The sequence below is a fragment of the Streptomyces sp. NBC_00207 genome (assembly GCF_045160965.1).
In the GTDB taxonomy this organism is placed as follows: Bacteria; Actinomycetota; Actinomycetes; order Streptomycetales; family Streptomycetaceae; genus Streptomyces.
Map to the genome: position 1 here is coordinate 7,341,159 of NZ_CP130715.1, position 26,769 is coordinate 7,367,927.

General features: G+C 72.4%; 25 protein-coding genes. 21 read left to right on the forward strand and 4 right to left on the reverse strand.

Annotated features, from left to right (window positions below):
* The first annotated feature begins 196 nt into the window (after window positions 1–196).
* From OG472_RS34150 to OG472_RS34190, 9 genes are all read left to right on the forward strand, one after another.
* Complete coding sequence (locus tag OG472_RS34150; RefSeq protein WP_401606382.1) at window positions 197–1,177, forward strand: substrate-binding domain-containing protein; 981 nt, start codon at window positions 197–199, stop codon at window positions 1,175–1,177.
* On the forward strand, window positions 1,174–2,208 hold the full coding sequence (locus tag OG472_RS34155; protein WP_405832734.1) for an ABC transporter permease: 1,035 nt from the start codon (window positions 1,174–1,176) through the stop codon (window positions 2,206–2,208). Before OG472_RS34150 ends, OG472_RS34155 begins: the two co-directional genes overlap by 4 nt.
* Window positions 2,205–3,065, forward strand: a complete 861-nt coding sequence (locus OG472_RS34160) for an ATP-binding cassette domain-containing protein (RefSeq protein WP_401604640.1) — start codon at window positions 2,205–2,207, stop codon at window positions 3,063–3,065. Before OG472_RS34155 ends, OG472_RS34160 begins: the two co-directional genes overlap by 4 nt.
* The gene (locus OG472_RS34165) at window positions 3,062–4,234 is read left to right on the forward strand and encodes an ROK family glucokinase (RefSeq protein ID WP_401604641.1); all 1,173 of its coding nucleotides are present in this window, start codon (window positions 3,062–3,064) and stop codon (window positions 4,232–4,234) included. Before OG472_RS34160 ends, OG472_RS34165 begins: the two co-directional genes overlap by 4 nt.
* Entirely contained in the window at window positions 4,231–4,818 is a 588-nt protein-coding gene (locus OG472_RS34170) for a hypothetical protein (RefSeq protein WP_383571748.1), read from the forward strand. Before OG472_RS34165 ends, OG472_RS34170 begins: the two co-directional genes overlap by 4 nt.
* A gap of 30 nt (window positions 4,819–4,848) precedes the next feature.
* Window positions 4,849–5,481 (forward strand): MBL fold metallo-hydrolase, encoded by a 633-nt coding sequence (locus OG472_RS34175; protein WP_401604643.1) that lies wholly within the window; start codon window positions 4,849–4,851, stop codon window positions 5,479–5,481.
* Between the two features lie 30 nt (window positions 5,482–5,511).
* Window positions 5,512–6,297 (forward strand): exodeoxyribonuclease III, encoded by a 786-nt coding sequence (locus OG472_RS34180; RefSeq protein WP_405832737.1) that lies wholly within the window; start codon window positions 5,512–5,514, stop codon window positions 6,295–6,297.
* A 95-nt stretch (window positions 6,298–6,392) separates the two neighbouring features.
* Window positions 6,393–6,833 (forward strand): DUF6278 family protein, encoded by a 441-nt coding sequence (locus OG472_RS34185; protein ID WP_383571740.1) that lies wholly within the window; start codon window positions 6,393–6,395, stop codon window positions 6,831–6,833.
* Between the two features lie 98 nt (window positions 6,834–6,931).
* On the forward strand, window positions 6,932–7,675 hold the full coding sequence (locus tag OG472_RS34190) for an amino acid ABC transporter ATP-binding protein (protein ID WP_405832739.1): 744 nt from the start codon (window positions 6,932–6,934) through the stop codon (window positions 7,673–7,675).
* 21 nt (window positions 7,676–7,696) lie between these two features.
* Here OG472_RS34190 and OG472_RS34195 read toward each other — a convergent pair whose 3' ends face one another.
* Window positions 7,697–9,292, reverse strand: coding sequence for a CocE/NonD family hydrolase (locus OG472_RS34195; RefSeq protein ID WP_405832741.1), 1,596 nt, complete (start codon window positions 9,290–9,292; stop codon window positions 7,697–7,699).
* 130 nt (window positions 9,293–9,422) lie between these two features.
* A complete protein-coding gene (locus OG472_RS34200) occupies window positions 9,423–10,592 on the reverse strand; it encodes an Ig-like domain-containing protein (protein WP_405834976.1) in 1,170 nt (389 codons plus the stop codon).
* Between the two features lie 252 nt (window positions 10,593–10,844).
* Between OG472_RS34200 and OG472_RS34205 the strand changes: the two genes are divergently transcribed.
* The 6 genes from OG472_RS34205 to OG472_RS34230 all read left to right on the forward strand — a co-directional run bounded on the left by OG472_RS34205 (window position 10,845) and on the right by OG472_RS34230 (window position 17,707).
* Window positions 10,845–12,011 carry a lipid II:glycine glycyltransferase FemX gene (locus OG472_RS34205; protein WP_405942368.1) on the forward strand — a complete coding sequence of 389 codons (1,167 nt, stop codon included), beginning with the start codon at window positions 10,845–10,847 and terminating at the stop codon, window positions 12,009–12,011.
* Entirely contained in the window at window positions 11,936–13,672 is a 1,737-nt protein-coding gene (gene murJ, locus OG472_RS34210; protein WP_405832745.1) for a murein biosynthesis integral membrane protein MurJ, read from the forward strand. The genes OG472_RS34205 and murJ overlap by 76 nt, the downstream gene beginning before the upstream one ends.
* Before the next feature lie 40 nt (window positions 13,673–13,712).
* Window positions 13,713–14,396 carry a response regulator transcription factor gene (locus OG472_RS34215; protein WP_361763060.1) on the forward strand — a complete coding sequence of 228 codons (684 nt, stop codon included), beginning with the start codon at window positions 13,713–13,715 and terminating at the stop codon, window positions 14,394–14,396.
* Window positions 14,397–14,402: 6 nt separating this feature from the next.
* Window positions 14,403–15,848 carry an ATP-binding protein gene (locus tag OG472_RS34220; protein ID WP_401604658.1) on the forward strand — a complete coding sequence of 482 codons (1,446 nt, stop codon included), beginning with the start codon at window positions 14,403–14,405 and terminating at the stop codon, window positions 15,846–15,848.
* Window positions 15,845–16,378 carry a hypothetical protein gene (locus tag OG472_RS34225; RefSeq protein ID WP_401604660.1) on the forward strand — a complete coding sequence of 178 codons (534 nt, stop codon included), beginning with the start codon at window positions 15,845–15,847 and terminating at the stop codon, window positions 16,376–16,378. The genes OG472_RS34220 and OG472_RS34225 overlap by 4 nt, the downstream gene beginning before the upstream one ends.
* A 69-nt stretch (window positions 16,379–16,447) precedes the next feature.
* Window positions 16,448–17,707, forward strand: a complete 1,260-nt coding sequence (locus OG472_RS34230) for a cytochrome P450 (RefSeq protein ID WP_405832747.1) — start codon at window positions 16,448–16,450, stop codon at window positions 17,705–17,707.
* On the opposite strand, the gene OG472_RS34235 is transcribed toward OG472_RS34230, so the two are convergent.
* Window positions 17,667–18,395, reverse strand: a complete 729-nt coding sequence (locus tag OG472_RS34235) for a hypothetical protein (RefSeq protein ID WP_401604665.1) — start codon at window positions 18,393–18,395, stop codon at window positions 17,667–17,669. The two genes, OG472_RS34230 and OG472_RS34235, sit on opposite strands and share 41 nt — an antisense overlap.
* 160 nt (window positions 18,396–18,555) lie before the next feature.
* Here OG472_RS34235 and ggt point away from each other — a divergent pair, with 160 nt between their 5' ends.
* Window positions 18,556–20,361 carry a gamma-glutamyltransferase gene (ggt, locus tag OG472_RS34240; RefSeq protein ID WP_405832749.1) on the forward strand — a complete coding sequence of 602 codons (1,806 nt, stop codon included), beginning with the start codon at window positions 18,556–18,558 and terminating at the stop codon, window positions 20,359–20,361.
* Between the two features lie 82 nt (window positions 20,362–20,443).
* Here ggt and map read toward each other — a convergent pair whose 3' ends face one another.
* On the reverse strand, window positions 20,444–21,211 hold the full coding sequence (gene map / locus OG472_RS34245) for a type I methionyl aminopeptidase (protein ID WP_383571709.1): 768 nt from the start codon (window positions 21,209–21,211) through the stop codon (window positions 20,444–20,446).
* A 65-nt stretch (window positions 21,212–21,276) separates the two neighbouring features.
* Here map and OG472_RS34250 point away from each other — a divergent pair, with 65 nt between their 5' ends.
* From OG472_RS34250 to OG472_RS34270, 5 genes are all read left to right on the forward strand, one after another.
* The gene (locus OG472_RS34250; protein WP_401604670.1) at window positions 21,277–21,528 is read left to right on the forward strand and encodes a helix-turn-helix domain-containing protein; all 252 of its coding nucleotides are present in this window, start codon (window positions 21,277–21,279) and stop codon (window positions 21,526–21,528) included.
* 330 nt (window positions 21,529–21,858) lie between these two features.
* Entirely contained in the window at window positions 21,859–22,239 is a 381-nt protein-coding gene (locus tag OG472_RS34255; protein WP_401604673.1) for a PPOX class F420-dependent oxidoreductase, read from the forward strand.
* A 99-nt stretch (window positions 22,240–22,338) separates the two neighbouring features.
* On the forward strand, window positions 22,339–24,261 hold the full coding sequence (locus OG472_RS34260; protein WP_405942369.1) for a hypothetical protein: 1,923 nt from the start codon (window positions 22,339–22,341) through the stop codon (window positions 24,259–24,261).
* 366 nt (window positions 24,262–24,627) lie between these two features.
* A complete protein-coding gene (locus OG472_RS34265) occupies window positions 24,628–25,470 on the forward strand; it encodes a nitrilase-related carbon-nitrogen hydrolase (RefSeq protein WP_327417421.1) in 843 nt (280 codons plus the stop codon).
* The gene (locus OG472_RS34270) at window positions 25,467–26,762 is read left to right on the forward strand and encodes an aspartate aminotransferase family protein (RefSeq protein ID WP_401604677.1); all 1,296 of its coding nucleotides are present in this window, start codon (window positions 25,467–25,469) and stop codon (window positions 26,760–26,762) included. Before OG472_RS34265 ends, OG472_RS34270 begins: the two co-directional genes overlap by 4 nt.
* The last annotated feature ends 7 nt before the right edge of the window (window positions 26,763–26,769 follow it).

Sequence of the window (26,769 nt, forward strand, 5' to 3'; positions counted from 1 at the left end):
TGTCAATCCGCCCGCGCATGTCAACCTGCCCGTGCGTGCCCCGATGACCCTTCATGGTCGACTGTGGCGGATACTGAGCGGCTGGACCGGAATGGAGCCGGAATGACCGGATTGGTGACCGGCTCGACGACGGACCGAATTGGTGACGAGGGAAGGGCGCGGCGACGTGGCTAGGGTTCGGACAGGGGTGCGCGTCGTGGGCGCGGTGCTCGCGGCGGTACTGGGGGCCTCGCTCGCGGGCTGCAGCAGTACGGGTGGCAAGCGCGCCGAGGAGCGGGCGAAGGCCGCCGTGGCGGGCCGGCCCGCCGTCTCCACCCCGCGCTGGACCTTCGCGATGGTCACGCACGCGGGCGACGGCGACACCTTCTGGGACATCGTCCAGAAGGGCGCCAAGGAGGCCGCGGCCAAGGACAACATCAACTTCGTCTACGCCCACGACGACCAGGCGCAGCAGCAGGCGCAGTTCGTGCAGAACGCCATCGACCAGAAAGTCGACGGGATCGTCGTCAGCCTCGCCAAGCCGGAGGCCCTCAAGGACGTCATCGCCAAGGCCGTGAAGGCCGGCATCCCGGTGATCACGGTCAATTCCGGCTCCGCCCAGTCCGCCGAGTACGGCGCACTGACGCACATCGGCCAGGACGAGGAGATCGCCGGCGAGGCGGTCGGCACCGAGCTGGGCAAGCGGGGCCGCAAGAAGGCCGTCTGCGTCCTGCACGAACAGGGCAACGTCGGCCACGAGCAGCGCTGCGCCGGGGCCAAGAAGACCTTCAGCGGCACGATGGAGAACCTGTACGTCGAGGGCACCAACATGCCCTCCGTCCAGGCGTCCATCCAGGCGAAGCTCCAGGCCGACCCGTCCGTCGACGCGATCGTCACCCTCGGCGCCCCCTTCGCCCCGACCGCGATCAAGGCGAAGGACGCGGCGGCCAGCAAGGCCGAGGTCGACACCTTCGACCTCAACGCGTCCGTGGCCCGCGACCTCAAGTCCGGCGCCCTCGGCTTCGCCGTCGACCAGCAGCCCTACCTCCAGGGCTACGAGGCCATCGACCTGCTCTGGCTGTACCGCTACAACGCGAACGTGCTCGGCGGCGGCCGCCCGGTGCTCACCGGACCGCAGATCGTCACCGCCGCCGAGGCGTCCAAGCTGGAGGAGTTCATCAAGCGGGGCAGCCGATGAGCACGCACGCCGCCGTCGACGAACGGCTCGCGCCGACCTCCACCGTGCGCAAGCTGCTCGCCCGCCCGGAGCTGGGCTCGGTGGTCGGCGCCGCCGCCGTCTTCGTCTTCTTCTCCATCGCCGCGCCCAGCTTCCTGCAGGCCTCCAGCCTCAGCACGGTCCTGTACTCGGCCTCCACCATCGGGATCATGGCCGCTCCGGTGGCCCTGCTGATGATCGGCGGCGAGTTCGACCTCTCCGCCGGTGTCATGGTCACGACCTCCGCGCTGGTGAGCTCGATGTTCAGCTACCAGATGACGGCCAACGTCTGGGTCGGCGTCGCGGTGTCCCTGCTGGTCACGCTGGCCATCGGCTTCTTCAACGGCTTCATGCTGACCCGCACCAGGCTGCCCAGCTTCATCATCACGCTCGGCACCTTCCTGATGCTGACCGGCCTGAACCTCGGCTTCACCAAGCTGATCAGCGGCTCGGTCTCCACCAAGACCATCGCCGACATGGAGGGCTTCTCCTCCGCGCGGGCCCTGTTCGCCTCGCAGTGGAACATCGGCTCGGTCACCCTCAAGGTCACCATCCTGTGGTGGTTCGCCATCGTCGCCGTGGCCACCTGGATCCTGCTGCGCACCCGCGCCGGCAACTGGATCTTCGCCGTCGGCGGCGGGGCCGACGCGGCCCGCGCGACCGGCGTGCCCGTCGTGAAGACCCGTATCGGCCTCTACATGGGCGTCGCCCTGTGCGCCTGGATCTCCGGGCAGCACATCCTCTTCTCGTTCGACGTGGTCCAGTCGGGCGAAGGCGTCGGCAACGAGTTCCTCTACATCATCGCGGCCGTCATCGGCGGCTGTCTGATGACCGGCGGCTACGGCTCCGCCATCGGCTCGGCGGTCGGCGCCTTCATCTTCGGCATGACCAGCAACGGCATCGTCTACGCCCAGTGGAACCCGGACTGGTTCAAGTTCTTCCTCGGCGCGATGCTCCTGCTGGCCACGCTGCTCAACGCATGGGTCCGCAAGCGGGCGGAGGCACGGGCATGACCACGGCACTCGTGAAGCTGACCGACGTCAGCAAGTACTACGGCAACATCCGCGCCCTCCAGGGGGTCTCCCTGGAGGTCTCGGCGGGCGAGATCACCTGCGTCCTCGGCGACAACGGCGCCGGCAAGTCCACCCTCATCAAGATCATCGCAGGGCTGCACCGGCACGACGCGGGCACCTTCGAGATCGAGGGCGAGGAGACCGTGCTCGCCAACCCGCGCGCGGCCCTGGACCTCGGCATCGCCACCGTCTACCAGGACCTCGCCGTCGTCCCGCTGATGCCCGTGTGGCGCAACTTCTTCCTCGGCTCCGAGCCCACCAGGGGCCGCGGTCCCCTCCGCCGCCTCGACGTGGACCTCATGCGCGAGACCACCCGCGCCGAGCTGCTGCGCATGGGCATCGACCTGCGCGACGTGGACCAGCCCATCGGCACCCTGTCCGGCGGCGAGCGCCAGTGCGTGGCCATCGCCCGCGCCGTGTACTTCGGCGCCAAGGTCCTCGTCCTCGACGAGCCCACCGCGGCCCTCGGCGTGAAGCAGTCCGGCGTGGTCCTCAAGTACGTCGCCGCCGCCCGCGACGCGGGCCTCGGCGTGGTCCTGATCACCCACAACCCGCACCACGCGTACCTGGTGGGGGACCGTTTCGTGCTCCTCAAGCGCGGCGCCATGGCGGGAAGCCACACCCGCGACTCGATCACGCTCGACGAGCTCACCCGGCAGATGGCGGGCGGCTCCGAGCTGGACGAACTGAGCCACGAACTGGAGCGAGTGGCAGAATCAGGGGCAGAGGCCCCACCAGGCGCAGCCGACCCGGCTTCCCGCACCACCCCACCGAAGAGGGACGACACGACTCGATGAGCACGTACCGGGACTTCACGCTCTCCCACCGGGGGTCGGCGCGAGGCACCGTCCTGCGGACCATCGGCACCCGTGAGCGCCGGTCGCACCTGACCGCCCCGCGCGTCCCGACCGTCGGCATCGACATCGGCGGCACCAAGGTGATGGCAGGGGTCGTCGACGCCGACGGCATCATCCTGGAGAAGATCCGGACCGAGACCCCGGACAAGTCCAAGAGCCCCAAGGTCGTCGAGGACACCATCGTCGAGCTGGTGCTCGACCTCTCCGACCGGCACGACGTGCACGCGGTCGGCATCGGGGCCGCCGGCTGGGTCGACGCCGACCGCTCCCGCGTGCTGTTCGCACCCCACCTGGCCTGGCGCGACGAGCCGCTGCGCGACGCGCTCCAGTCCCGGCTCGCCGTCCCCGTCATGGTCGACAACGATGCCAACACCGCCGCCTGGGCCGAGTGGCGCTTCGGCGCCGGACGCGGCGAGGACCACCTCGTCATGATCACGCTCGGCACCGGTATCGGCGGGGCCATCCTCGAAGGCGGCCAGGTCAAGCGCGGCCGCTACGGGGTGGCCGGCGAATTCGGCCACATGCAGGTCGTCCCGGGCGGCCACCGCTGCCCCTGCGGCAACCGCGGCTGCTGGGAGCAGTACAGCTCAGGCAACGCCCTGGTCCGCGAGGCCCGCGAGCTGGCCGCCGCCGACTCCCCGGTCGCGTACAACATCATCGCCAGGGTCGGCGGCAACGTCCAGGAGATCACCGGGCCGCTCATCACCGAGCTGGCCCGCGAGGGCGACGCCATGTGCGTCGAGCTGCTCCAGGACATCGGCCAGTGGCTCGGCGTCGGCATCGCCAACCTCGCCGCAGCCCTCGACCCCTCCTGCTTCGTCATCGGCGGCGGCGTCAGCGCCGCCGACGACCTGCTGATCGGCCCCGCCCGGGAGGCCTTCCGCCGCCACCTCACCGGCCGCGGCTACCGGCCGGAGGCCCGCATCGCCAAGGCCCAGCTCGGCCCCGAGGCCGGCATGGTCGGCGCCGCCGACCTCGCCCGGCTCGTCGCCCGGCGCTTCCGCCGCGCCACCCGCCGGCGGGTCGAGCGCTACGAACGGTACGAGCGCTACGCGCAGCAGCTGGGCCGGCGCGAGCCCGCCGGACCCGAGGACCAGGAAAAACAGTGACACCGCCCTCCCTGCCCCACCAGGCCTCCGCCCCCGACGCCACGCCGCCGCCCACCGCCGAGGACCGCAGGCACGTGGTCAAGCGGCGCTGGATCACGGCGATCATCATCCTGCTGCTGATCGGCGTACCCGCGGGCTACCTCGCCATCTCCACCCAGCAGAGCCGCGAGAGCGGCCGCGACAAGGCCGCCAAGGTCGGCGCGTCCGAGGTGCGCCCCGGCTGGCCCTCCAAGGTGCAGCGGAGCATCTACGAGGTCCCGATCCCGCCGAAGGCCTGGCGGGTCGGGTTCCTGGAGACCAACAACTGGCGCACCAGCCGGCTGTTCACCCAGTTCGCGGTGACCCCGGAGGACCTGGACGCCTTCCTCGCCGCCGTCGGCACCAGCCGGGCCGGGCTGAAGCGGGGCGAGGTCTCGATCTCCCCGCACGACTCCGAGGTCGCCGGCTGGAGCTGGAGCCCGGAGGCCACCTGGTACGGGACCACCGTGGAACAGCCGGACCCGCGCCCGAGCCGGGACATCACGGTGGACCTCACCGACCCCGGGAAGCCCAAGGTCTACGTGGTCTCCACGACCACCCCCTGACCGGGGCCCCTCCACCGCTAGCCTGGGATCATGAAGCTCACCAAGCGGCTGCACTCCTGCGTCCAGTTGGAGAAGGACGGGCGCACGCTCGTCATCGACCCGGGCGCCTTCAGCGAACCGGACGCGGGCCTGGGGGCGGACGCCCTGCTGGTCACGCACGAACACCCCGACCACTTCGAGGAGGGCCGGCTGCGGGCCGCCCTCGACGCGAACCCGGCGGCCGGGCTGTGGACCCTGCGCAGCGTCGCCGAGAAGCTCGCCCCCGCCTATCCGGGCCGGGTGCACACCGTCGGCCACGGCGACGTCTTCACCGCCGCCGGGTTCGAGGTCCAGGTGCACGGGGAGCTGCACGCGGAGATCCACCCGGACATCCCGCGGGTCACGAACGTCGGCTACCTCGTGGAGGGTTCCCTCTTCCACCCCGGGGACGCCCTGACCGTGCCCGGGGTGCCGGTGGAGACCCTGATGGTCCCGGTGCACGCCCCCTGGAACAAGGTCGCGGAGGTGATCGACTACCTCCGCGAGGTCAAGCCGCGCCGGGCCCTGGACATCCACGACGCCTACCTCTCCGACATCGCCCGGCCGATCTACGACTTCGCCCTGGACGCCCTCGGCGGCACCGATCACGGCCGACTCACCGCGGGGGACAGCACCGACCTGTGAGTGTCGGTGCCTGGAGGTAGGTTGGAACGCATGCGTATCGCCACCTTCAACGTCAACTCCATCACCGCCAGGCTGCCGCGCCTGCTGGCCTGGCTGGAGAGCTCCGGCACCGATGTCCTGTGCATCCAGGAGACCAAGTGCTCGGCGGAGCAGTTCCCGCACGCCGAGCTGCGCAAGCTGGGCTACGAATCGGCCGTCAACGCCACCGGCCGGTGGAACGGCGTGGCCCTGCTCTCCAAGGTGGGCCTGGACGACGTGGTCCTCGGGCTGCCCGGCGGGCCCGACTACGAAGGCGTCCAGGAGCCCCGCGCGATCTCCGCGACCTGCGGCGGGGTCCGGGTCTGGTCGGTGTACGTGCCCAACGGCCGCGAGGTCGAGCACGACCACTACGGCTACAAGCTGGACTGGTTCCGCTCGCTGACCACGGCCGTCGCGCAGGACGCGGTCGGCCCGCGCCCCTTCGCGGTGCTCGGCGACTTCAACGTGGCCCCGACCGACGAGGACGTCTACGACCCGGCCGTCTTCGCGGGCCTCACCCACGTCACCCCCGCCGAGCGGGCCGCCCTGGAGGCACTGCGGGGCGCCGGGCTCTCCGACGTGCTGCCGCGCCCCCTCAAGTACGACCGCCCGTACACGTACTGGGACTACCGGCAGCTGGCCTTCCCCAAGAACCGCGGCATGCGCATCGACCTGGTGTACGGGAACGAGCCCTTCACCAAGGCCGTCACCGACGCCTACGTCGACCGCGAGGAGCGCAAGGGCAAGGGTGCGTCCGACCACGCGCCGGTCGTCGTGGACCTGGACCTCGACCGGTAGGCCGTGCCGGACGGCCCCGCCGGCCGCCCATCCGGGCCGGCCGGTCCAGGCGCGCCCTGTGGCCAGCGGCGGATCCTGGTGCGACGCTGGGCGGTATGAACATCCCTTTCCTGGACAACTGGCTGAACCGGCGTGAAACGGAACAGGGTGCGGGACTCGCCGCCGCCCTCGCGGACGATCCCGAGGGCGTCGCCGAGCTGTTCTCGGAGTGCGAGATGCTGCGCGTCCAGGCGCGGGCGGCCGGCCTCGAACTCGACGGGAGCCAGGGCTCCTTGGAGGCCCTGGACCAGCTGATGCCCCGCTGGCGGCGGGACCCCGAGGCGGTGCCCTGGCTCGGCAACGACGCGGGCTTCTACCTCGGGACGGTGATCGTCCGGACCATCCCGGGGGCCGGCTGGCAGGTGTGGCCCAACGGCCAGCCGGTGATCCGGCTGGCCTCGGGCCGCGAGCTGAACGTGATCGAGTCGGGGGTGTCCTGGGCGATGACCGGATCCCCCGAACTCAGCCAGGCGTACGCCGAGGCCTCCGAGGGCTGATGCCCCGGCGCCCCGGCGTGTCGGAGCGAAGTGCCCTTCCGCGGCTGGATAGTTTGCGCTGACCTCGACACACCGACACCGAGTGGGCAGGGCAGCGCATGAGCGTCGATCCGTTGATCGAGCTGCGGGACGTCAACAAGCACTTCGGACAGCTGCACGTCCTGCGGGACATCAACCTCACCGTCGGCCGCGGCGAGGTGGTGGTGGTCATCGGCCCCTCCGGGTCCGGGAAGTCCACCCTGTGCCGGGCGATCAACCGGCTGGAGACCGTCGAGTCGGGCACGATCCTGCTGGACGGGGAGCCGCTGCCCGCCGAGGGCAAGGAACTGGCCCGGCTGCGCGCCGAGGTCGGGATGGTCTTCCAGTCCTTCAACCTCTTCGCGCACAAGACCGTCCTCGCCAACGTCTCGCTCGCGCAGGTCAAGGTGCGCGGGCGCAAGAAGGGCGAGGCGGACAAGCGCTCCCGGCAGCTCCTGGACCGCGTCGGCCTCGCCGACCAGGCGGAGAAGTTCCCCGCGCAGCTCTCCGGCGGCCAGCAGCAGCGCGTGGCCATCGCCCGGGCCCTGGCCATGGACCCCAAGGCCCTGCTCTTCGACGAGCCCACCTCCGCCCTCGACCCGGAGATGATCAACGAGGTGCTGGAGGTCATGCAGCAGCTCGCCAGCGAGGGCATGACCATGGTCGTGGTCACCCACGAGATGGGCTTCGCCCGCTCCGCCGCGAACCGGGTGGTCTTCATGGCCGACGGGCGGATCGTCGAGGACCGTACTCCGGAGCAGTTCTTCACCGCTCCGGAGAGCGACCGGGCCAAGGACTTCCTCTCCAAGATCCTCAAGCACTGAGGGGCCGGCGGCAGCCTTCGGTCACTGCTCGCGCAGCGGTACCGAGACGTACGACGGATCGGAGCGCGGCGAGGAGAAGGTCAGCTGCGCCCCGGTGGGGTTGTGTTCGATGTAGAGCGGGTCGACGGTGTCGATGACGAGGGCGAGGCGGTGGCCCGCGGGCACGTCGTAGGCGGTGGAGAAGAGCTCCAGGTCCACCCCGAACGCCCGGCCCGGCGTACGGCCGTGGAAGGTGTACGGGGCGTTGCTGACGAGCTTGCCGATCCCGAGCGGGCCGACGTCGTAGAGGTACGCGACGAAGGTGCCGTCGGCCTTGGTGGGAGTGACGGTGGTGTGCAGCTTCACCGTGCCGCGCACCCGGCGGTCCTCGTCGTAGCGCCCCGACTGCCAGACGGCGGCGAAGGCGCGGGGGAGGAGCGGGATGGAGGCGATCGGCGGCGCCTTGACGAACTGGTCGAGGGCGCTGGAGAGCAGGAGGATGCCGCCGTTGGCGCCGGAGTCGACATTGGCGAAGAGGTGCTCGCTGTCGGAGAGCGCGAGCTTCTCGGTGCCGCCCGCGCCGACCGACTTCCAGTCGGCGTAGCCCTCGTAGCCGTCGTTGCTGCGGGACTTGATCTGCACCGGGGCCTCGGTGTCGATGCCGTTGCGCTCGCCCTTGAGGTAGCGGTCGAACCAGCGGTGGGCGTTGGTCCAGGTGTCGTTGGGCAGGCCGAGCAGGCCGGTGCCCTCGGCGGTGGCATGGTCCCCGGGCCGGAACTCCAGGCGCTTGGGGCCGGTCAGCCGCTCGTAGAACTTCGCGTACTGGTTGGGCGGGAAGATCGTGTCCCCCCAGGCGTTGCCGAGCATGACCGCTGCGCCGTTGGCGTTGATCCGGTCCACCTGCTCGGAGGCGGATCGCTGCCTGCCCCACTCGATCATCTGCTGCTCCTGGTCCAGCCGGGAGCCGAGGAAGTTGCCGAGCAGCGCCTGGAGTTCGGGTCCGGGGCGGCCGGTGAGGTATCCGGCGGCGCCGAGCATCGCGGCGGCCTGGAGGTGCTGGGTGCGGCCGGAGTAGATGGATTCGATGAGGTCGGCCCAGCCGCTCATCGCGACCACGGCCTTGATGCGCGCGTCGTGGGCGGAGGCCAGCAGGGTGATGCCGGCGGCGTACGAGACCCCGCCGAGGCCGATGCGGTCCGCGTCGGCGGGGGAGTTGGCCAGGGCCCAGTCGATGACGGCGCTGACGTCGGCGATGTCCGGCGGGCCGGCGACCTCGATGTTGCCGCCGGAGAGCCAGAAGCCGCGGGAGGTGTAACTGACCACGACGTAGCCGGAGTCGGCGAGCTTCCTGGCCTGCGCGATGTATTCGATCTGCGGCAGGCCCCAGCTGGTGGGCAGCACGATCAGCGGGTACTTGCGGCCGCTCACGGCCCCGGCCGGGGTGAAGACGTTGCCCTTGAGGGTGATGCCGCCGGATCCGGGGATGTCGTGGAAACGCAGTTCCGGCGAGGCCGCCGCGGCGTCGGAGACGACTGCCGCGGCGGGGGCGGGAGCCGCCTGGGCCTGGTGGGGGGCCAGGCCCAGGGCGGCTGCCGCCAGCAGGGCTGCCACGGCTGCGGCGGTGGTGGTGCGTTCCATCAATCGCTCCTCGCGTACGCCGGGTTGTCAAAGTGACCCGACGGTAACGGGAGCGGATTACTGAAGGTAACCCATCAGTAAGTTACGTGGTGGTAACAATTGAACGAGAGTCAGTGGAACGGTCGGCAGGTCAGCCGTTCTGCGGGGCGGCCGACAGGGCGCTCTTGGCCTTCCACTCGTCCCAGGAGAGGTTCCACTCGCCGTAGCCGTTGCCGATCGGCGCCTGGCCCTTCGAGCCCTCGCCGACCACCTCGAAGAGGTCGCCGACCTGGGACTGCCCGAAGAACTCCTTGGCGTCGGCGTCGCTCATCCCCACACAGCCGGAACTGCTGTTGGTGCGGCCGAAGTTGCCGGAGTTCCACGGGGCGGCGTGCGCGTACATGCCGGACCAGGTCAGGCGCATCGAGTAATCGACCATCTTGTCGTAGGCGTTGTCCAGGCCCACCGTCTGGGAGTCCATCCGGATGGTGCCCTCCTTGGTCATGATCACCATCTTCCCGGACCAGGAGGCCTTCTTGCCGCCGGGAGTGCCGGCCGAGATCGGGATCGTCCTGAGCGCCTGGCCGTCCTGGGTGACCGACATCTTCTTCGTGTCGAGGCTGACCTGGACCCGCCGGTCCTTGCCGATCTTGAACTCGGTGTTGTAGTCGCGGGCGAACAGCCCGCCGCCCTTGCCGGAGTCCACGCCGTTCAGGTGCATGTCGACCTTCACGTCCGTGCCGGACTTCCAGTAGTCCTTGGGCCGCCAGTCGACGCGGTCCTTGCCGTCGTGGTCCTTCATCCAGCCCCAGGAACCCTCGGTGTTGTCCGAGGTGGTGACCTTGAGCTGCTTCTCCACGTCGGCCTTGTTCGTCACCGGGTTGTCGAAGACGAGGGACACCGGCATCGCCACGCCCACCGTGCTGCCCTTGGAGATGTTGATCGAGACCTTGTTCACCTTGTCGGCGGGGCCGGTCTTGAACTGCGTGGTGGCGCTCTGGCTGTCGGTGTTCTGCGCCTCGACCTTGTACTCCGCACCGGGCGGGGCGTTGCGCTCCGAGGTCCAGGTCTTCCCGTCGTCGGCTATCTTCCCAGGCAGCTCCGCGCCCTTCGCGTCGGTCACCTTCACCTGGGCCAGCTTGCCTTCGGCGACGGTCACCGTGACGGGCTGGCCCGCCTTGACCTGATCGCCCGTGAGGTTCACCGAGACGGCCATGTCGGCCTTCGGCTTCAGCTCGGCGTTGTTGGTCGCACTGCTCCCGCCATCGCTTCCGCCCGAGCAGGCGGTGAGCGCGGCGGCCAGAAGTGCGGTACCGGCCATGGCGGTGCGGCGTGTGCGGCTCAACGTAAACCCCTCCCAAGAATTAACCGTTCGCAAACCTAGATGCGAACAGGGCGACTCTAGGTTGCGCAATCCGCGAAAAACGTCGTCCCGCCGCTTGTGACCTGGACCGCAGCGAAACGGTCACCGTCCGGTCACAATCGCCGCGCCGTCCGGTCATGGGCGGCTGTGAGAGTCCTGTGCATCCGGATCCCCGGCCCCGCCACCGACGTACAGGAAGGCCGATCAGCCATGTGTGCACTGCTCGTGACCCCCGCCCGGCAACACGACCAGGACCGGGAGCTGACGGTGCGCACCCTGTCCGACCTCGAATACCAGGCGTTCCTTTCCCGGCACGGCCGGGCGAGTTTCCTCCAGTACCCGTCCTGGGCCGCGGTAAAGGACCTCTGGCGCTCGGAAAAGGTCGGATGGCACTATCCCGGCGGCGAAATAGAAGGTGCCGGACTCGTTCTCTACCGCCAATTCCCCGGCACCCGTAAATATTTCGCCTACCTTCCCGAGGGCCCCGTCGCGGACTGGTCCGACCCGCGCATCGACCGCTGGCTCAACCCGCTCATGCGCCACATGCGCGCCTCCGGTGCCTTCGCCGTCCGCATCGGCCCCACCCCCGCCCACCGCCGCTGGGACGCGGCCACCGCCAAGGCCGGCACCGGGACCGGCCGCCAGATATCCGACGTGCTCGCCACCGAGGTCGACCCGGTGGGCGCCGCCCTCGCAGACCGGCTGCGCACCCGCGGCTGGAAGCGCTGCGGCGGTGAGGACGACGGCGACGCCCAGCCCCGCCACGTCTTCCGCGTGCCGCTGGCCGGCCGCTCCCTGGACGACCTGTGGTCGGGCCTGAACCAGGAGTGGCGGCGCAACGTCCGCAAGGCCGCGAAGGCCGGTGTGGAGACGGTCCTCGGCACCTCCGCCGACCTGCCCGAGTTCTACCGGCTGCTGCGCATCACCGAGGAGCGCGACGGCTTCCGGCTCGGCCGCTCCCTCGCGTACTACGAGCAGCAGTACCGGGTCCTGAACGCCGAGCAGCCCGGCCGCATGCGCCTCTACCTGGGCATCCACCGGGGCGAGATCCTCGCCGCCCACACGTTGATCGTCGCCGGGAAGCGGGTCTGGTACCAGACCGGTGCCTCCGCCGACCACCGGCGCGAGGTGCGGCCCAGCAACGCCCTGCAGTGGCGCATGATGTGCGACGCACACGCCCTCGGGGCGGAGGAGTACGACATGCGCGGGGTACCCTCCACCCTTGACCCCGACGAACGTTCTTTCGGGCTGCTGCGCTGGAAGCTCGGCACCGGCGGGCAGGTCGTCGAAACGCTCGGCGAATGGGAGACCCCGATGGAGGGAGTGGCCAACACGGCGCTCTACAAGGCGTTCCAGGCCTACCTGGCCCGCCGGTGACGGCCACCGACACCAGGCACAGCGCCGCCCCGGCCGGCGGCCCGGCACCGGACAAGACCTCGGTGCTGCGCAGCGGCGCGCTCATGGCGGCCGGTTCGATCGTCTCCCGTGCCACCGGCTTCATCCGCTCCGCCGTCGTCGTCGCCGCCCTCGGCATCGGCATGCTCGGCGACGGCTACGCGGTGGCCAACACGGTCCCGAACATCATCTACATGCTGCTCGTCGGCGGCGCGCTCAACGCCGTCTTCGTGCCCGAGCTGGTCCGGGCCGCCAAGGAACACGCCGACGGCGGCGCCGCCTACACCGACCGGCTGCTGACCGCCTGCACGGCGGCGCTCGTCGCGCTCACCGCCGCGGCCGTCCTCGCCGCCCCGCTGATCGTCTCGGTGTACACCGGCTACAGCGGGGCCCAGGAGAGCACCACCGTCGCGCTGGCCCGCTACTGCCTGCCGCAGATCCTCTTCTACGGGCTCTTCACCCTGCTCGGCCAGGTGCTGAACGCGCGCGGCCGGTTCGGCGCGATGATGTGGACCCCGGTCCTCAACAACATCGTGATCATCGGCGTCTTCGGGCTCTTCCTCTACGTCTCGCACGACGCCACGGACGGCCTGACCGCCGCCGAGACCCGGCTCCTGGGCCTCGGCACCACCGCCGGAATCGTCCTCCAGGCCCTCGCCCTGGTCCCCTCGCTGCGCGCGGCCCGCTTCCGCTGGCGCCCCCGCTTCGACTGGCGCGGCAGCGGCCTCGGCCGCCCCCTGCGCAACGCGGGCTGGCTGGTCATGCTCGTCCTCACCAACCAGATCGCCTACTGGGTCGTCACCCGGCTCTCCACCACCGCCGGCACCGAGGCGGACCTGGCCGGCCTCCCCGGCGCCGGCTACACCGCCTACAGCAACGCCTACCAGCTGTGGATCGTCCCGCAGGGCATCATCACCGTCTCCCTCGTGACCGCCCTGATGCCCCGGATGAGCGCGGCCGCCTCCGACGGCGAACTCGCCACCCTGCGCGGGGACATCTCCTACGCGCTGCGCTCCAGCGCCGCCCTCGTCGTCCCCGCCGCCGCGCTCTTCGCCGCCCTCGCACCCTGGGTGATGGGCAGCGTCTTCGAGTACGGCGTCACCGACGCCGCCGACATCGAGGTCATGGCGGGCATGCTCATGGCCTTCGCCCCCGGCCTGATCGCCTTCTCCGCGCAGTACGTGCTCTCGCGCGGCTTCTACGCCCTCTCCGACACCCGGACCCCCTTCTTCCTGAACCTGGTCATCGCCGCGCTGAACGCCGGGCTGTCGGCCGCCGCCTACTTCCTGCTGTCCCCGCGCTGGGCGGTCACCGGCATGGCCGCGGCCACCTCCCTCGCCTTCCTCGCGGGCGCCGCCGTGACCGCGTACACCCTCTCTCGCCGGCTCGGCCCGCGTGCGGGGACCCGTACGCAGCGGCGCGCCACGGCCGTACGGACCCACCTGCGGCTCCTGGCCGCCTGCGTCCCGGCGGCGGCCGCGGCGTACGCGGCCGCCCGGGCCGCCGAAGGCCTCGGCGACTTCGCGGCGGTCGGGGCGGGAACCGCGGCCCTCGCTCTCGTCGTCGTCCTCCTTGCCCGGCCGCTGCGCCTGACGGAGATCACCGACCTGCTGGACTCCCTGCGGCGAAAGGCCGGCCGATAGCAGGAGGAAGCGCAACAGAACGACTTGGCATACTGGCCGGATGCCACGTGTACTGCTGATCGAGGACGACCCGTCCATCCGGGAGGGCGTGGGTCTGGGCCTGCGCCGCCGCGGCCACGAAGTGAGCTCCGCCGAGACCGGAGAGGAAGGGCTCGCCCTGATGGCGGGCTTCCGCCCCGAACTCGTCCTCCTCGACCTGATGCTGCCCGGCATGAACGGTGTGCAGGTCTGCCATCGCATACGCGAGAACAGCGAGGTGCCGATCATCATGCTCACCGCGCGCGGCGACGACTTCGACGTGGTCATCGGCCTGGAGGCCGGCGCCGACGACTACATCGTGAAACCCGCCCGTACCGAGGTCATAGAAGCCCGCATCAAGGCCGTGCTGCGCCGGCTCAGCGACCCCGTGGGCGCCCGCCCCGAGATCGCGGTCCACGGCGAACTCGCCATCGACCGCGCCGGGCTGACCGTCGCCAAGAACGGCGAGCGCGTCGCCCTCGCCCCCAGCGAGATCAAGCTCCTGCTGCACCTGTCGGCCTCGCCCGAGCAGGTCTTCTCCCGCCAGCAGCTCCTCGAGTACGTCTGGGACCACAGCTACCACGCCGACTCCCGGCTCGTGGACGCCTGCGTCCGCCGCCTGCGCCACAAGATCGAGGACCCGGCCGGCAGCCCCCGCTACATCCAGACCGTGCGTGGCTTCGGCTACCGCTTCGGCCCCCTGTAGGCCGGGGTGCGACGCATAGCACCGCTCGGGCTGCGCACCCGGCTGATAGCGGCCTTCCTGCTGGTCGCCGCGATCAGTGCGGTCAGCACGGCCGCCCTCACCTACCAGCAGGCGCGCAACGCCATCCTCAAACAGACCCAGGACACCGCCGTCAACACCCTGCGGGACCAGGTCGAGCAGCAGGAGCTCCACCTCCCGCTGAGCCAGCCGGAGCTGCAGCGCATCGTCATCGAGCTCGGCAAGCGCGGCAAACCCCACCCGTGGATCATCTTCGGCGAGTACGGCGCACTGCGGGTCTCCACCAACCCCGGCACGCCCACCTCCGGCGTGATCACCGACAGCCTGCGCGACAAGGTCCGCCACAACCAGTACGCCGCCTTCCAGCGCGCCGAGGACCAGCGCGGCAACCCGTGGCTCACGATCGGCGTCCCCGCCGTCTTCGAGCACAACGGCTACACCGAGGCCACCGGCGTCGTCTTCTACGCCAGCGTCCCGCTCTCCACCGAGAAGCAGACCGTCGAAGCCATGGTCGAGGCCGCCCAGCAGGGCGCCGTCCCGGGGCTGGCCATCGCCATCATCCCCGCGCTGCTGGCCGCCCGCAGCGTACTGCGGCCGGTCCGCGACATGCGGCGCGCCGCCCAGCGGCTGGGCCGGGGCCGCCTCGACACCCGCATCGAGGTCCGGGGCGCCGACGAACTCGCCGGACTCGCCCGTACCTTCAACGAGACCGCCCGCGCTCTGGAGCAGTCCGTGCGCGAGCTGCAGGACGCGGAGACCCGCGCCCGCCGCTTCGCCTCCGACGTCTCCCACGAACTGCGCACCCCGCTCGCCGGGATGCTCGCCGTGACCGAGGTCCTCGACGAGGACGCCGCGCGCCTCGACGCCGACACGGCCAAGGCCCTGCGCCTGGTGAGCGCCGAGACCGGCAAACTCGCCGTCCTCGTCGAGGACCTGATGGAGATCTCCCGCTTCGACGCCCGCGCCGCCGAGCTCAACCTCGACGACGTGGACATCGCCGAAGCCGTGCGCAAGACCCTCGAACGCCGCCACTGGGACGACGAGCGCGTCGTCACCCGGCTGCCCGACCGGGTACGCGCCCGACTCGACCCGCGCCGCTTCGACGTGGTCCTCGCCAACCTCGTCGGCAACGCCCTGCGGCACGGCGGCGCCCCCGTACACGTCACCGTACGGACCTCACCGGGCGAGGACGGCGAACGGCTGCTCATCGACGTCGCCGACAGCGGGCCCGGCATCGCCCCCGAGGTGCTGCCGCACATCTTCGACCGCTTCTTCAAGGCCGACGCGGCCAGGACCCGCTCCGCCGGCAGCGGCCTCGGACTCGCCATCACCCTGGAGAACGTCCGCCTGCACGGCGGCACCCTCCAGGCGGGCAACGGGCCCTCCGGGGGAGCCCTCTTCACCCTCGACATGCCACTGGAGGCCCGCGCATGACAGGGCGGAAGACGAGAGCCCGGGCCAGTGCGGCCACGGCCGCACTGGCCGGCTGCGCCCTGCTGCTCACCGGATGCGGGATCAAACGCACCGGGGTGATCGACAGCGGACACGCCGCCACCGTCAAGGTCCCCGGCTCCAAGAACGCCGCCGTCCTCTACTACGTCTCCAAGGAGGGCGACCGGCTCGTCCCGGTGCCGTTCACGATCGGCGCCGACTACACCCTCGCGCCCGTGCCGCTCCTGCGGCTGCTGATGAACGGCCCCAGCGGTCCGGCCCAGGAGGCCGGGCTCACCACGGAGCTCCCCAGGCTGCCCGACGGGGCGGAGGCGATGATCGTGAGCGCGCCCGCGCCGGACACGGGGCTGACGGTCCGTCTGCCGTTCGCCGTGGAGCCCCTGTCGGACCTGGCCCGCGACCAGCTGGTGTGCACCGTCGGCGTCTCCGCCCGGCCGGACGTCATCAGCCCGGTCACCTTGCAGGGCACCGACACCACCCTCCCGTCCGCGGAGTGCGGGCGGCGGCGCTGACGCGTGCGGCCGGCCCGCGGCCGGCCGCGCCCCTTGCGGGCCGGGCTGCGCACCCGTCACGGTGGCCCCATGGATCACCCCGCGGACGTCCCGGACGTCTTCGACCCCCGGATCTACGCCGAGGGCCTCCCGCACGAGAGCTACCGGCTGCTGCGCGAGCACCATCCCGTCGCCTGGCAGCCGGAGCCGCAGATCCAGGGCTGGCCCGCCGGGCCCGGCTTCTGGGCCGTCACCCGGCACGCCGACGTCGTCCACGTCCTGCGCGACCACCGCACGTACTCCTCCTGGATCGGCGCCACCCAGATCCGCGACCCCGACCCGGCCGACCTGCCGTTCCTGCGGCGCACCATGCTCAACCAGGACCCGCCGGAGCACGGCAGGCTGCGGCGGCTCGTCTCCCGCGCCTTCACCCCCGCCCGCGTCGACGCCTTCGCCGGCCGGGTACGGGAACGCGCCCAAGCCCTGCTGGCCGCCGCGCGGGAGGGCGCCGAGGACGGCGCGGCCGACCTCGTGCGCACCGTCACCGACGAATACGCGCTGCTGAACCTCACCGACCTGCTCGGCGTCCCGGCCGCCGACCGCGCGCTGCTGCTGGAGTGGACCGTGCGGATCATCGGCTACCAGGACCCCGACGACGCCCCGGCCCCCGTGCTCGGCCCGGACGGCAAGCCCCTCAACCCGCGCTCCCCGGCGCTGCTCGGCGAGATGTTCGCGTACGCCCGCGAACTGGCCGCCCACAAACGGGCGCACCCCGGCGACGACGTGATGACCGCCCTGGCCGGGGCCCGGCTCGACCCGGCCGAACTGGAGATGTTCTTCTTCCTGCTGACCGTCGCCGGCAACGACACCGTGCGCAGCGCCGCCCCCGGCGGCCTGCTCGCACTCGCCCACGCCCCGGACGCCTACCGGCGGCTCGCGGACGGACGGGTCCCCGTGGACCGGGCCGTCGACGAACTCCTGCGCGTCCACCCGCCGGTGCTCAGCTTCCGCCGCACCGCCGCCGTCGACACCGAACTGGCCGGGCAGCCGATCCGGGCCGGGGACAAGGTGGTGGTCTTCCACGCCTCCGCCAACCACGACGAGCGGGTGTTCACCGACCCCGGCCGCCTCGACCTCGGCCGGACGCCCAATCCGCACGTCTCCTTCGGGGACGGCCCGCACGTATGCCTCGGCGCCCACTTCGCCCGGCTCCAGCTGCGCACCCTCTACGAGGAGTGGTGCGCGGCCATGCCCGCGCCGGAACTCGCGGGCCCGCCGCGGCGGTTGGTGTCGAACTTCATCAACGGGATCACGCGGCTGCCGGTTCGGGTGTCCGGGCCGGCCCGGTGACGTCCGCCAGCAGCTCCGTGACGTCGGGGCCGTAGGCATCGGAGTTGATCACCTTCAGCATGAGGCAGAACGACCCGTTGCCGTACTTGCGGGCCAGCCGCTCGTGGTGCCTGGCCAGGTAACGGGCCGCGGCCTGGTTGCTGATGGCCGTCTGACCCGACAGCAGGAACACCGGCCGGGAGCCCTGCCCGGTCGTCAGCCGCGCCAGCAGGACGTGCTCGACCTCGCCCTTCACCCAGCGGTACGCCTCCCCGCCGACCCGGATGGCCCCACGGTCCGGATGCCCCGACGCGAGCCCGACATCGGTCCGCACCCCCGGCAGCATGGAGGCCAGGTGCGCGGTCGTCCGGGCATTGGAGGCGGGCCCGCCCACACAGAACTCGGCGCGCTCGCCGAAGCCCTGCCGGGCCGTGTCGTGGGTGACGATCTGGACGGTCGCCCCGCAGTCCCTGATCAGGGAGGAGATCTCCAGCAGGGCGAAGGCGTCGTTGCGGTGCAGGGACGCATCGGTGCCGCCCATCTGCCGGTTGACCACGAACAGGCAGTCGGAGCCGGTCGGCAGGCCGAAGAAGGCCTGCTTGCGGCGGAGCGCGCGCCGCCAGAGGTAGGTGCGGGCGAACCAGCCGAGCCCGCCGCTGAGAGCGGTGGCTATCACCCCGAGCAGGATGTTGCGCACGTCGTCGTTCATGCGCGGGATGCTAGCGCCGTGACCGCGGCACCGGGACACCCGGTGCGGGAGATCACGCGCCCCGCAACCGGGTGCGCCCGACGGCGCGTGCCACCAGGCGCCCTGACGGGGCGGGGGGCTCGGCGCTAGGCTCGGCGCCACGCTGCCACTGGAGGTCCGGATGCACCGTCCCGTCGCCCGCACGTTACCGCTGCTGGCCGTCGTCGCCGCACTCGTCTCGACCGGCGCCGCACCGCCGTCCGCCGCCGGGGCCCCGGCCCCGCCGGCGAAGGTCCCGGTCGCCGCGGGCTACGGCGGGGCCGTCGCCAGTGTCGACGCCGACGCCTCGGCGGTGGGCATCGGCGTCCTGCGCTCCGGCGGCAACGCCGTGGACGCCGCCGTCGCCACCGCCGCCGCACTCGGCGTCACCGAGCCCTACTCGGCGGGCATCGGCGGAGGCGGCTATTTCGTCTACTACGACGCCAAGTCGCGGCGCGTGCACACCATCGACGGCCGGGAAACCGCGCCGGCCTCGGCCACCGCCGCCCTCTTCCAGGAGAACGGCGTCCCCATCCCCTTCGCCGAGGGCCAGACCAGCGGCCTCGGCGTCGGAGTCCCCGGCACCCCCGCCACCTGGACGAGCGCCCTCGACGCCTGGGGCACCCGCAGGCTGCCCCAGCTCCTCAAGCCCGCCGAGAAACTGGCCCGCGACGGCTTCACCGTGGACAGCACCTTCCGGGCCCAGACCGAGCTCAACGAGGCCCGGTTCAGGGACTTCCCCGACACCTCGAAGCTCTTCCTGCCCGGCGGCGCCCTGCCGGTCGTCGGCTCCACCTTCAAGAACCCGGACCTGGCCGACACCTACGCCGAACTGGCCCGCAAGGGCACGGGCGCGCTCTACCGGGGCCCGATCGCCGAGGAGATCGTCCGGACCGTCCGCAAGCCCCCGGTGGACCCGGCCGCGACACGGACCGTCCGCTCCGGCGACCTGACCACCCGCGACCTGCGCGCGTACGCGACCAAGCGGCAGGATCCGACCCGGGTGGGCTACCGCGGCCTGGACGTCTACAGCATGGCGCCCTCCTCCTCCGGCGGCACCACCGTCGGCGAGGCCCTCAACATCCTGGAACGCGCCGACCTGTCGAAGCTCTCCGAGACGCAGTACCTGCACCACTTCATCGAGGCCTCGCGGATCTCCTTCGCGGACCGGGGCCGCTGGGTCGGCGACCCGGCCGCCGTCAGCGTGCCGACGCGCGAGCTGCTCTCGCAGCGGTTCGCCGACTCGCGCGCCTGCCTGATCAAGCCGGACCGTACGCTGACCAGCCCGCTCGCCCCCGGTGACCCGCGCAGCCCGGTGCCGTGCGCCACCACCGGCCAGGCCGCCCCCACCACGTACGAGGGCGAGAACACCACCCACCTGACGGTCGCCGACCGCTGGGGCAACGTGGTCTCCTACACCCTCACCATCGAGTCCACCGGCGGCAGTGCGATCACTGTGCCGGGCCGCGGGTTCCTGCTCAACAACGAGCTCACCGACTTCTCCTTCGCCCCGGCCGCGCCCGGAGTCCCGGACCCGAACCTGCCCGGCCCGGGCAAGCGGCCGCGCTCCTCCATGTCCCCCACGATCGTGCTGGAGGACGGCCGGCCGGTGCTCGCCGTGGGCTCCCCGGGCGGCGCCACCATCATCACCACCGTCCTGCAGACCCTCACCGGACACCTGGACCGGGGCCTGCCGCTGGTCGACGCGATCGCCGCGCCGCGCGCCAGCCAGCGCAACCAGGCCACCACCGAGCTGGAGCCGGGCCTGTGGAACAGCCCGCTCCGCGCCTCTTTGGAGGCACTCGGCCAGGGCTTCCGCCTGAACCCGGAGATCGGCGCCGCCACCGGTGTCCAGCGGCTGCCCGACGGGCGCTGGCTGGCGGCGGCCGAGACCACCCGCCGCGGCGGCGGCTCGGCCATGGTCGTCCACCCGCACGGCAGGCCGTAGCGCCTCGCGGCGGGCCGGGGGAGTGTGCGGCGGGGCCCCGCCCCGGCTCCCCCCCGCCCGCCGGGCCCCGGCGGCGGGGCCGCTACGGCGCGGTGAGGATCCTCGGGCCGTCGGCGGTGATCGCGACCGTGTGCTCCGAGTGCGCGGCGCGGCTGCCGTCGACGGTGCGCAGCGTCCAGCCGTCCCCGTCGCACCGGTAGTCGTCCGTACCGCCTGCGATCAGCATCGGCTCGATGGCGAGGACCATGCCGGGGCGCAGCTTCATGCCGCGTCCCGGCGGGCCCTCGTTGGGCACGCCCGGGTCCTCGTGCATGCTGCGGCCGACGCCGTGGCCGCCGAAGCCGTCCGGGACGCCGTACCCGGCGGCGCGGCAGACCGTGCCGACGGCGTGGGCGATGTCCCCGATCCTGTTGCCGGGCACGGCGGCGGCGATCCCGGCCGCGAGGGCCGCCTCGGAGGTCTCGATCAGCCGCAGGTCGGCCGGGCGGGCCCGGCCGACGGTGAAGCTCACCGCCGCGTCCCCGACCCAGCCGCCGAGCTTCGCCCCGCAGTCCATGCTGACCAGGTCTCCGTCGCGCAGCCGGTACCCGTCGGGGATGCCGTGCACGATCGCGTCGTTGACCGAGGCGCACACCACGCCGGGGAAGGGCACCGGCGCGAACTGCGGCCGGTACCCCAGGAAGGGCGAGGTCGCGCCGGCCTCCCGGAGCACCCCCCGGGCCACCCGGTCCAGGTCCAGCAGGGACACCCCGACGCGCGCCGCTTCCCTTACGGCGGCCAGGGCGCGGGCGACCACCCGGCCCGCGGCACGCATCTCGTCGATCTCTCGGTCCGTCTTCAGTTCCACCATGCCAATAACTATACCGGTATAACAATGACGGGATAGTTATTGGTCTCCGGGGGTAGGATGAGGGCATGGTCCGTACCCCTCTCACCCCTGAAGAGCGCGAGCGCGGCGAGCGGCTCGGCGCGCTGTTGCGCGAGGCCCGCGGCAGCCGCAGCATGGTCGAGGTCGCCGCCGGCGCGGGGCTCTCCGCCGAGACCCTCCGCAAGATCGAGACCGGCCGCGCGCCCACCCCCGCCTTCTTCACGGTCGCCGCGCTCGCCGGGGCGCTCGGGCTCTCGCTGGACGATCTGCTGACGCGCAGCGCCGTCGTCCCCGCCTGAGGCCGGGCTGTCCGGATCGCTCCGTCCTGGCCGGTCCGTCCGGGCGGGTCCGGCGGGCCGAACGGCCCAATCGGCGGTGGGAGCGCCGGGGCGCGGGGCAGGCGTGAAGGCGTGTCAGCCACGAACGCATCCCAGCGACTCGGTTTCGGAATCCTCGGCGCCCTCCTCGCGGGCGGCCTGCTGCTCGCTGCGTGCGCCGCCCCCGACGGCCGGCCGCGCACCGGCGACGACGCGAGCCGCGCCCCTTCGAAGGCGGCCCGCAGTCCTGCCGCGGCGAACGGAAGGACGCCCCCGCCCCCGCCGGAAGGCCCTCGGGACTAGGGTCGCGTCATGGATCTCGAGGAACTCGGCAGAGCGCGCTACATCAGTCTCACCACCTTCCGCAAGGACGGCACGCCCGTGGCGACGCCGGTCTGGGCGGTGGCCGACGGCGGTGAGCTGTACGTGTGGACGCGTACCGACACGTGGAAGGTCAAGCGCATCCGCAACAACGGGCGGGTCACCGTCACCGCGTGCGACGTGCGCGGGCGCGTCCGGGAGGGGGCGCCGGTGCACGAGGGCGAGGCCCGGCTGCTCGACGAAACGGGGCTGCGGCGGGTGCGGAAGCTGATGTCGCGCAAGTACACCTGGCAGTACTGGTTGGTGGACGTGCCCGCCACCCTGGCGCGGCGCGGGAAGCGGCCGCACACCGCGATCGCCGTCAAGCTTTGAGACTCCCGTAGCCCGCCCGTAACACGGGTGGGATCCAATGCGGTCATGGAGACCGCGACTTCGCTGGCGATCAGTCGACTCTCGGGATACTTGCGGGGGTTGACCCAGAGGCTGGATCCCGGGGCAGGCTGGTACGGGGAGTTCCTGCGCCGGGATCCGGATGGCATGCGGGCCTGTCTGGAGGGCGCCGCGATACCGCCGTGGGACGTGGTGGAGTCGCTGCTGCGGGACCTGGAGGGGGCGCGCGGTACGGAGTTTGCGGCGCGGGAGACCGTATACGCGGCGCAGCTGCGGGCGGCGGCCGTCACCGCGTGGGACCGGCTGCCGGGCGGCGAGGAGGAGCTGCGGACCCTGCTCGCGGCGTCGGCCGCCCAGCGGACCGAGGCGGAGACGGCCCTGCGGAACCTGACGGCACGGCTCGGCGGGGCCGTCGGCCCGGCGGAGACGGACGCCCTGACCCGCGAACTCTCCTGGACCCAGGACGACGTGGCCCGCGCCGCGGCCCGCCACGAGGACCTCGCGGCCCGCCTGGCGTCCCTGCGGACCACTCCCTTACCCGGCGTCCCCCGCCAGCGGACCACACCACCCGAACACTCCCGGCAGCCGGGCGCCTGGACCCACACTGCGCCCGAGCGGGCGCACCACCCGGCCGGCTGGAGCGAAGCGCCCGCCGAAGCGTCCGCCGACCGGTCCGAAACGCCGCCCGGACCGTCCCGTCGGTCGTCCGAGGAGTCCGAGGCGCCACCCGGGCAGTTCCCCCACCCGGGCGGCTGGCCCGAGGACGCCCGGCCGTCCGGAGGGGACGAAGTGCCGGGCGGGTGGGCCGGGGCTCCGCCCGCGCGGGGCGGTCAGTCGGCCGAGGCGGCCGGAGCACCGCCCGAGCAGCCCCGCCACATGGTCGGCTGGCCCGAGGCGTCGGACGGCCGGACCGGAGCATCGCCTGGTGGGGCGCCGGAACGGGCCGAGGAGGCCCAGGCGTCGGGCGGAGGGGTCGAAGCGCCGGGCGGGTGGGCCGGGGCTCCGCCCGCGCGGGGCGGTCAGTCGGCCGAGGCGGCCGGAGCACCGCCCGAGCAGCCCCGCCACATGGCCGGCTGGCCCGAGGAGCCGGACGGCCGGACCGGAGCATCGCCTGGTGGGGCGCCGGAACGGGCCGAGGAGGCCCAGGCGTCGGGCGGGCAGGGGCCGGTGGGGCGGGCCGAGGGGCGGTGGCTGCGTGGGGGGCGGCGTTCCGGGGGTGCCCGGTACGCCGGGTCGGCGGCTCCTGACGCTCCGGCCTTCACCCCGCCGCCGGGACAGCCGGCCGACACGGGGCTGCCGGGGTCCGAGGGACTCGGGGCGGAACACGGCCGGCCCGCCCCGCGCGGAGCGCGTTTCGGGCCCCCGCCGGATCCGCTGCCCCGTGGCGTCCGCTTCGGGCGTCCCCGGCCGGAGCCCGTGACACCGCGCGAGGCGGCTCCGGCGGCGGTCGGCGAGGCCGCGCCCCACCCCTCGGCCCCGGCCGGGCCATCGCGGGCCGTCGCCGCCGAACTGCTCGCGCTGCGCGCACAGGGCCGCAGCGGCGAGGCGCACGTGCTGCTGTGCGAGGCCGCGGCCGGGCCCGCCGAGCGGCTGCCCGGGCTGGCCGTCGAGCTGGCGCGCGCCGGGCTCGCGGCCGACTGGGCCACCCTGCTGTGGGAGGCGGGCTCGCTTCCGCCCGGACAGCTCGCGGCGGCCGCGGCCGCCCTGGGTGACGCCGGCCGGGAGGCCGACTGCGACGCCCTGCTGCGCCAGGGCGTGGCCCGCCCCGCCGCGGAGGTCGCGGACGCCGCGCTCGCCCTCGGTGACGCCGGCCGAGTCCGTGAGGCCGACGCCCTGCTCGGCGCGTTCGTCCGGGTCCGCACCGCCGAGGAGGCGGCCGGGCTGGCCCGGCGCGACCCGCAGTGGTTCGTCCCGCGCCTGCTCCAGGCGGCCCGCGCCCTGCCCGGCTCCCGGCAGCGCGACCTCGTCCACGCCCTGCGGGTGGCCGGCATCGCAGCGGGCTAGCGCGTGCGGTTCGCTGCGCCGCTTGGCGGGGCTGGGCCGGGGCGGTCGCAGAGGTGGGGCCGGGCGCGCGCCGGGGCGTCTCCTCGGGCGCCGAACGTGACGGGGGGTCGGAGGGCCGAGCCCCGTTGCGTTCGACGCCCTGCGGGGCGCGCCCCGGCACACACCCGACCCCGGCGGCGGTCCGACAAGCTCCCCCTAACCCGCCCGTCTGCTGACCGCAATCGACCGCGGGGCGACGTAACCTGATCGACTACTCCAACAGCGCACGGCGGTCTTGCCCCACGCTGTGACGGGGCCTACGTTCTACTCCCTACGGACATCATCTACGTGCGTAGAACTCGGCGTTCCCGTCGCGAGGAGCAGCTCATGGCCCAAGTCGTCCGCGCCGCGCTGGTCCAGGCCACCTGGACCGGAGACACCGAATCGATGATCGCCAAACACGAGGCGCACGCCCGCCGGGCCGCCGCCCAGGGGGCGAAGATCATCGGCTTCCAGGAGGTGTTCAACGCCCCCTACTTCTGCCAGGTCCAGGAGCCCGAGCACTACCGCTGGGCCGAGGCCGTCCCGGACGGCCCGACCGTCCGCCGCATGCAGGAACTCGCCCGCGAGACCGGCATGGTCATCGTCGTCCCGGTCTTCGAGCTGGAGAACGAGGGCTTCTACTACAACACCGCCGCCGTCATCGACGCGGACGGCAGCTACCTGGGCAAGTACCGCAAGCACCACATCCCCCAGGTCAAGGGCTTCTGGGAGAAGTACTACTTCCGCCCGGGCAACCTCGGCTGGCCCGTCTTCGACACCGCCGTCGGGAAGGTCGGGGTCTACATCTGCTACGACCGCCACTTCCCCGAGGGCTGGCGCGCCCTGGGCCTGGCCGGGGCCCAGCTGGTCTACAACCCCTCCGCCACCCACCGGGGCCTGTCGTCGTACCTGTGGCAGCTGGAGCAACCCGCCTCCGCCGTCGCCAACGAGTACTTCATCGCCGCCATCAACCGGGTCGGCCAGGAGGAGTACGGCGACAACGACTTCTACGGCACCAGCTACTTCGTCGACCCGCGCGGCCAGTTCGTCGGCGAGGTCGCCAGCGACAAGGAGGAGGAACTCCTCGTCCGCGACCTCGACTTCGACCTGATCAAGGAGGTCCGCGACCAGTGGGCCTTCTACCGCGACCGCCGCCCCGACGCCTACGGAGGGCTCGTACAGCCGTGACCAACCCGATCCCCCTGCACAGCCGCCACGCCGCCGTCCTGCCCGACTGGCTCGCGCTCTACTACAAGGACCCCATCGAGCTCACCCACGGCGAGGGCCGCCACGTCTGGGACGCCGACGGCAAGCGCTACCTCGACTTCTTCGGCGGCATCCTCACCACGATGACCGCCCACGCCCTGCCCGAGGTCACCAAGGCCGTCGCCGAACAGGCCGGGCGGATCATCCACTCCTCCACCCTCTACCTGAACCGGCCGATGATCGAGCTGGCCGAGCGGGTCGCCGCACTGTCCGGCATCCCCGACGCCCGGGTCTTCTTCACCACCTCCGGCACCGAGGCCAACGACACCGCCCTGCTGCTCGCGACGACGTACCGCCGCTCCAACCAGATCCTGGCGATGCGCAACAGCTACCACGGCCGGTCCTTCTCCACCGTCTCCATCACCGGCAACCGCGGCTGGTCCCCGACCAGCCTCTCGCCGCTGCAGACGTACTACGTGCACGGCGCGGTCCGCTCCCGCGGCCCCTTCGCCCACCTCGACGACGCCGCCTTCACCGCCGCCGCCGTCGCCGACCTGGACGACGTACTCGGCCAGGCCCGCGGGGGAGTGGCCGCCCTCATCGCCGAGCCGATCCAGGGCGTCGGCGGGTTCACCTCCCCGCCGGACGGGCTCTACGGGGCCTTCCGCGAGGTCCTGAACCGCCACGGCATCCTGTGGATCAGCGACGAGGTGCAGACCGGCTGGGGCCGTACCGGCGAGCACTTCTGGGGCTGGCAGGCGCACGCCCAGAACGGCCCGCCCGACATCCTCACCTTCGCCAAGGGCATCGGCAACGGCATGTCCATCGGCGGCGTGGTCGCCCGCGCCGAGGTGATGAACTGCATCGACTCCAACTCCATCTCCACCTTCGGCGGCTCCCCGATCACCATGGCGGCCGGCGTCGCCAACCTCGGGTACCTGCTGGAGCACGACCTCCAGGGCAACGCCCGCCGCGTCGGCGGCCTGCTCCTGGAGCGGCTGCGCGGCATCGCCGCACACGCGCCCGCCGTACGGGAGGTCCGCGGCCGCGGCCTGATGGCAGGGCTGGAGCTGACGAAGCCGGGCACCGACGAGGCCGACCCGGACGCGGCCTCCGCCGTCCAGGAGGCGGCCCGCGAAGGCGGCCTGCTGCTCGGCAAGGGCGGCGGGTACAACACCAGCGTGCTGCGCATCGCGCCGCCCCTGTCCCTCACCGTCGCCGAGGCGGAAGAGGGCGCCGAGATCCTCGAACAGGCCTTGCGCAGCATCGAGTAGGGGGACT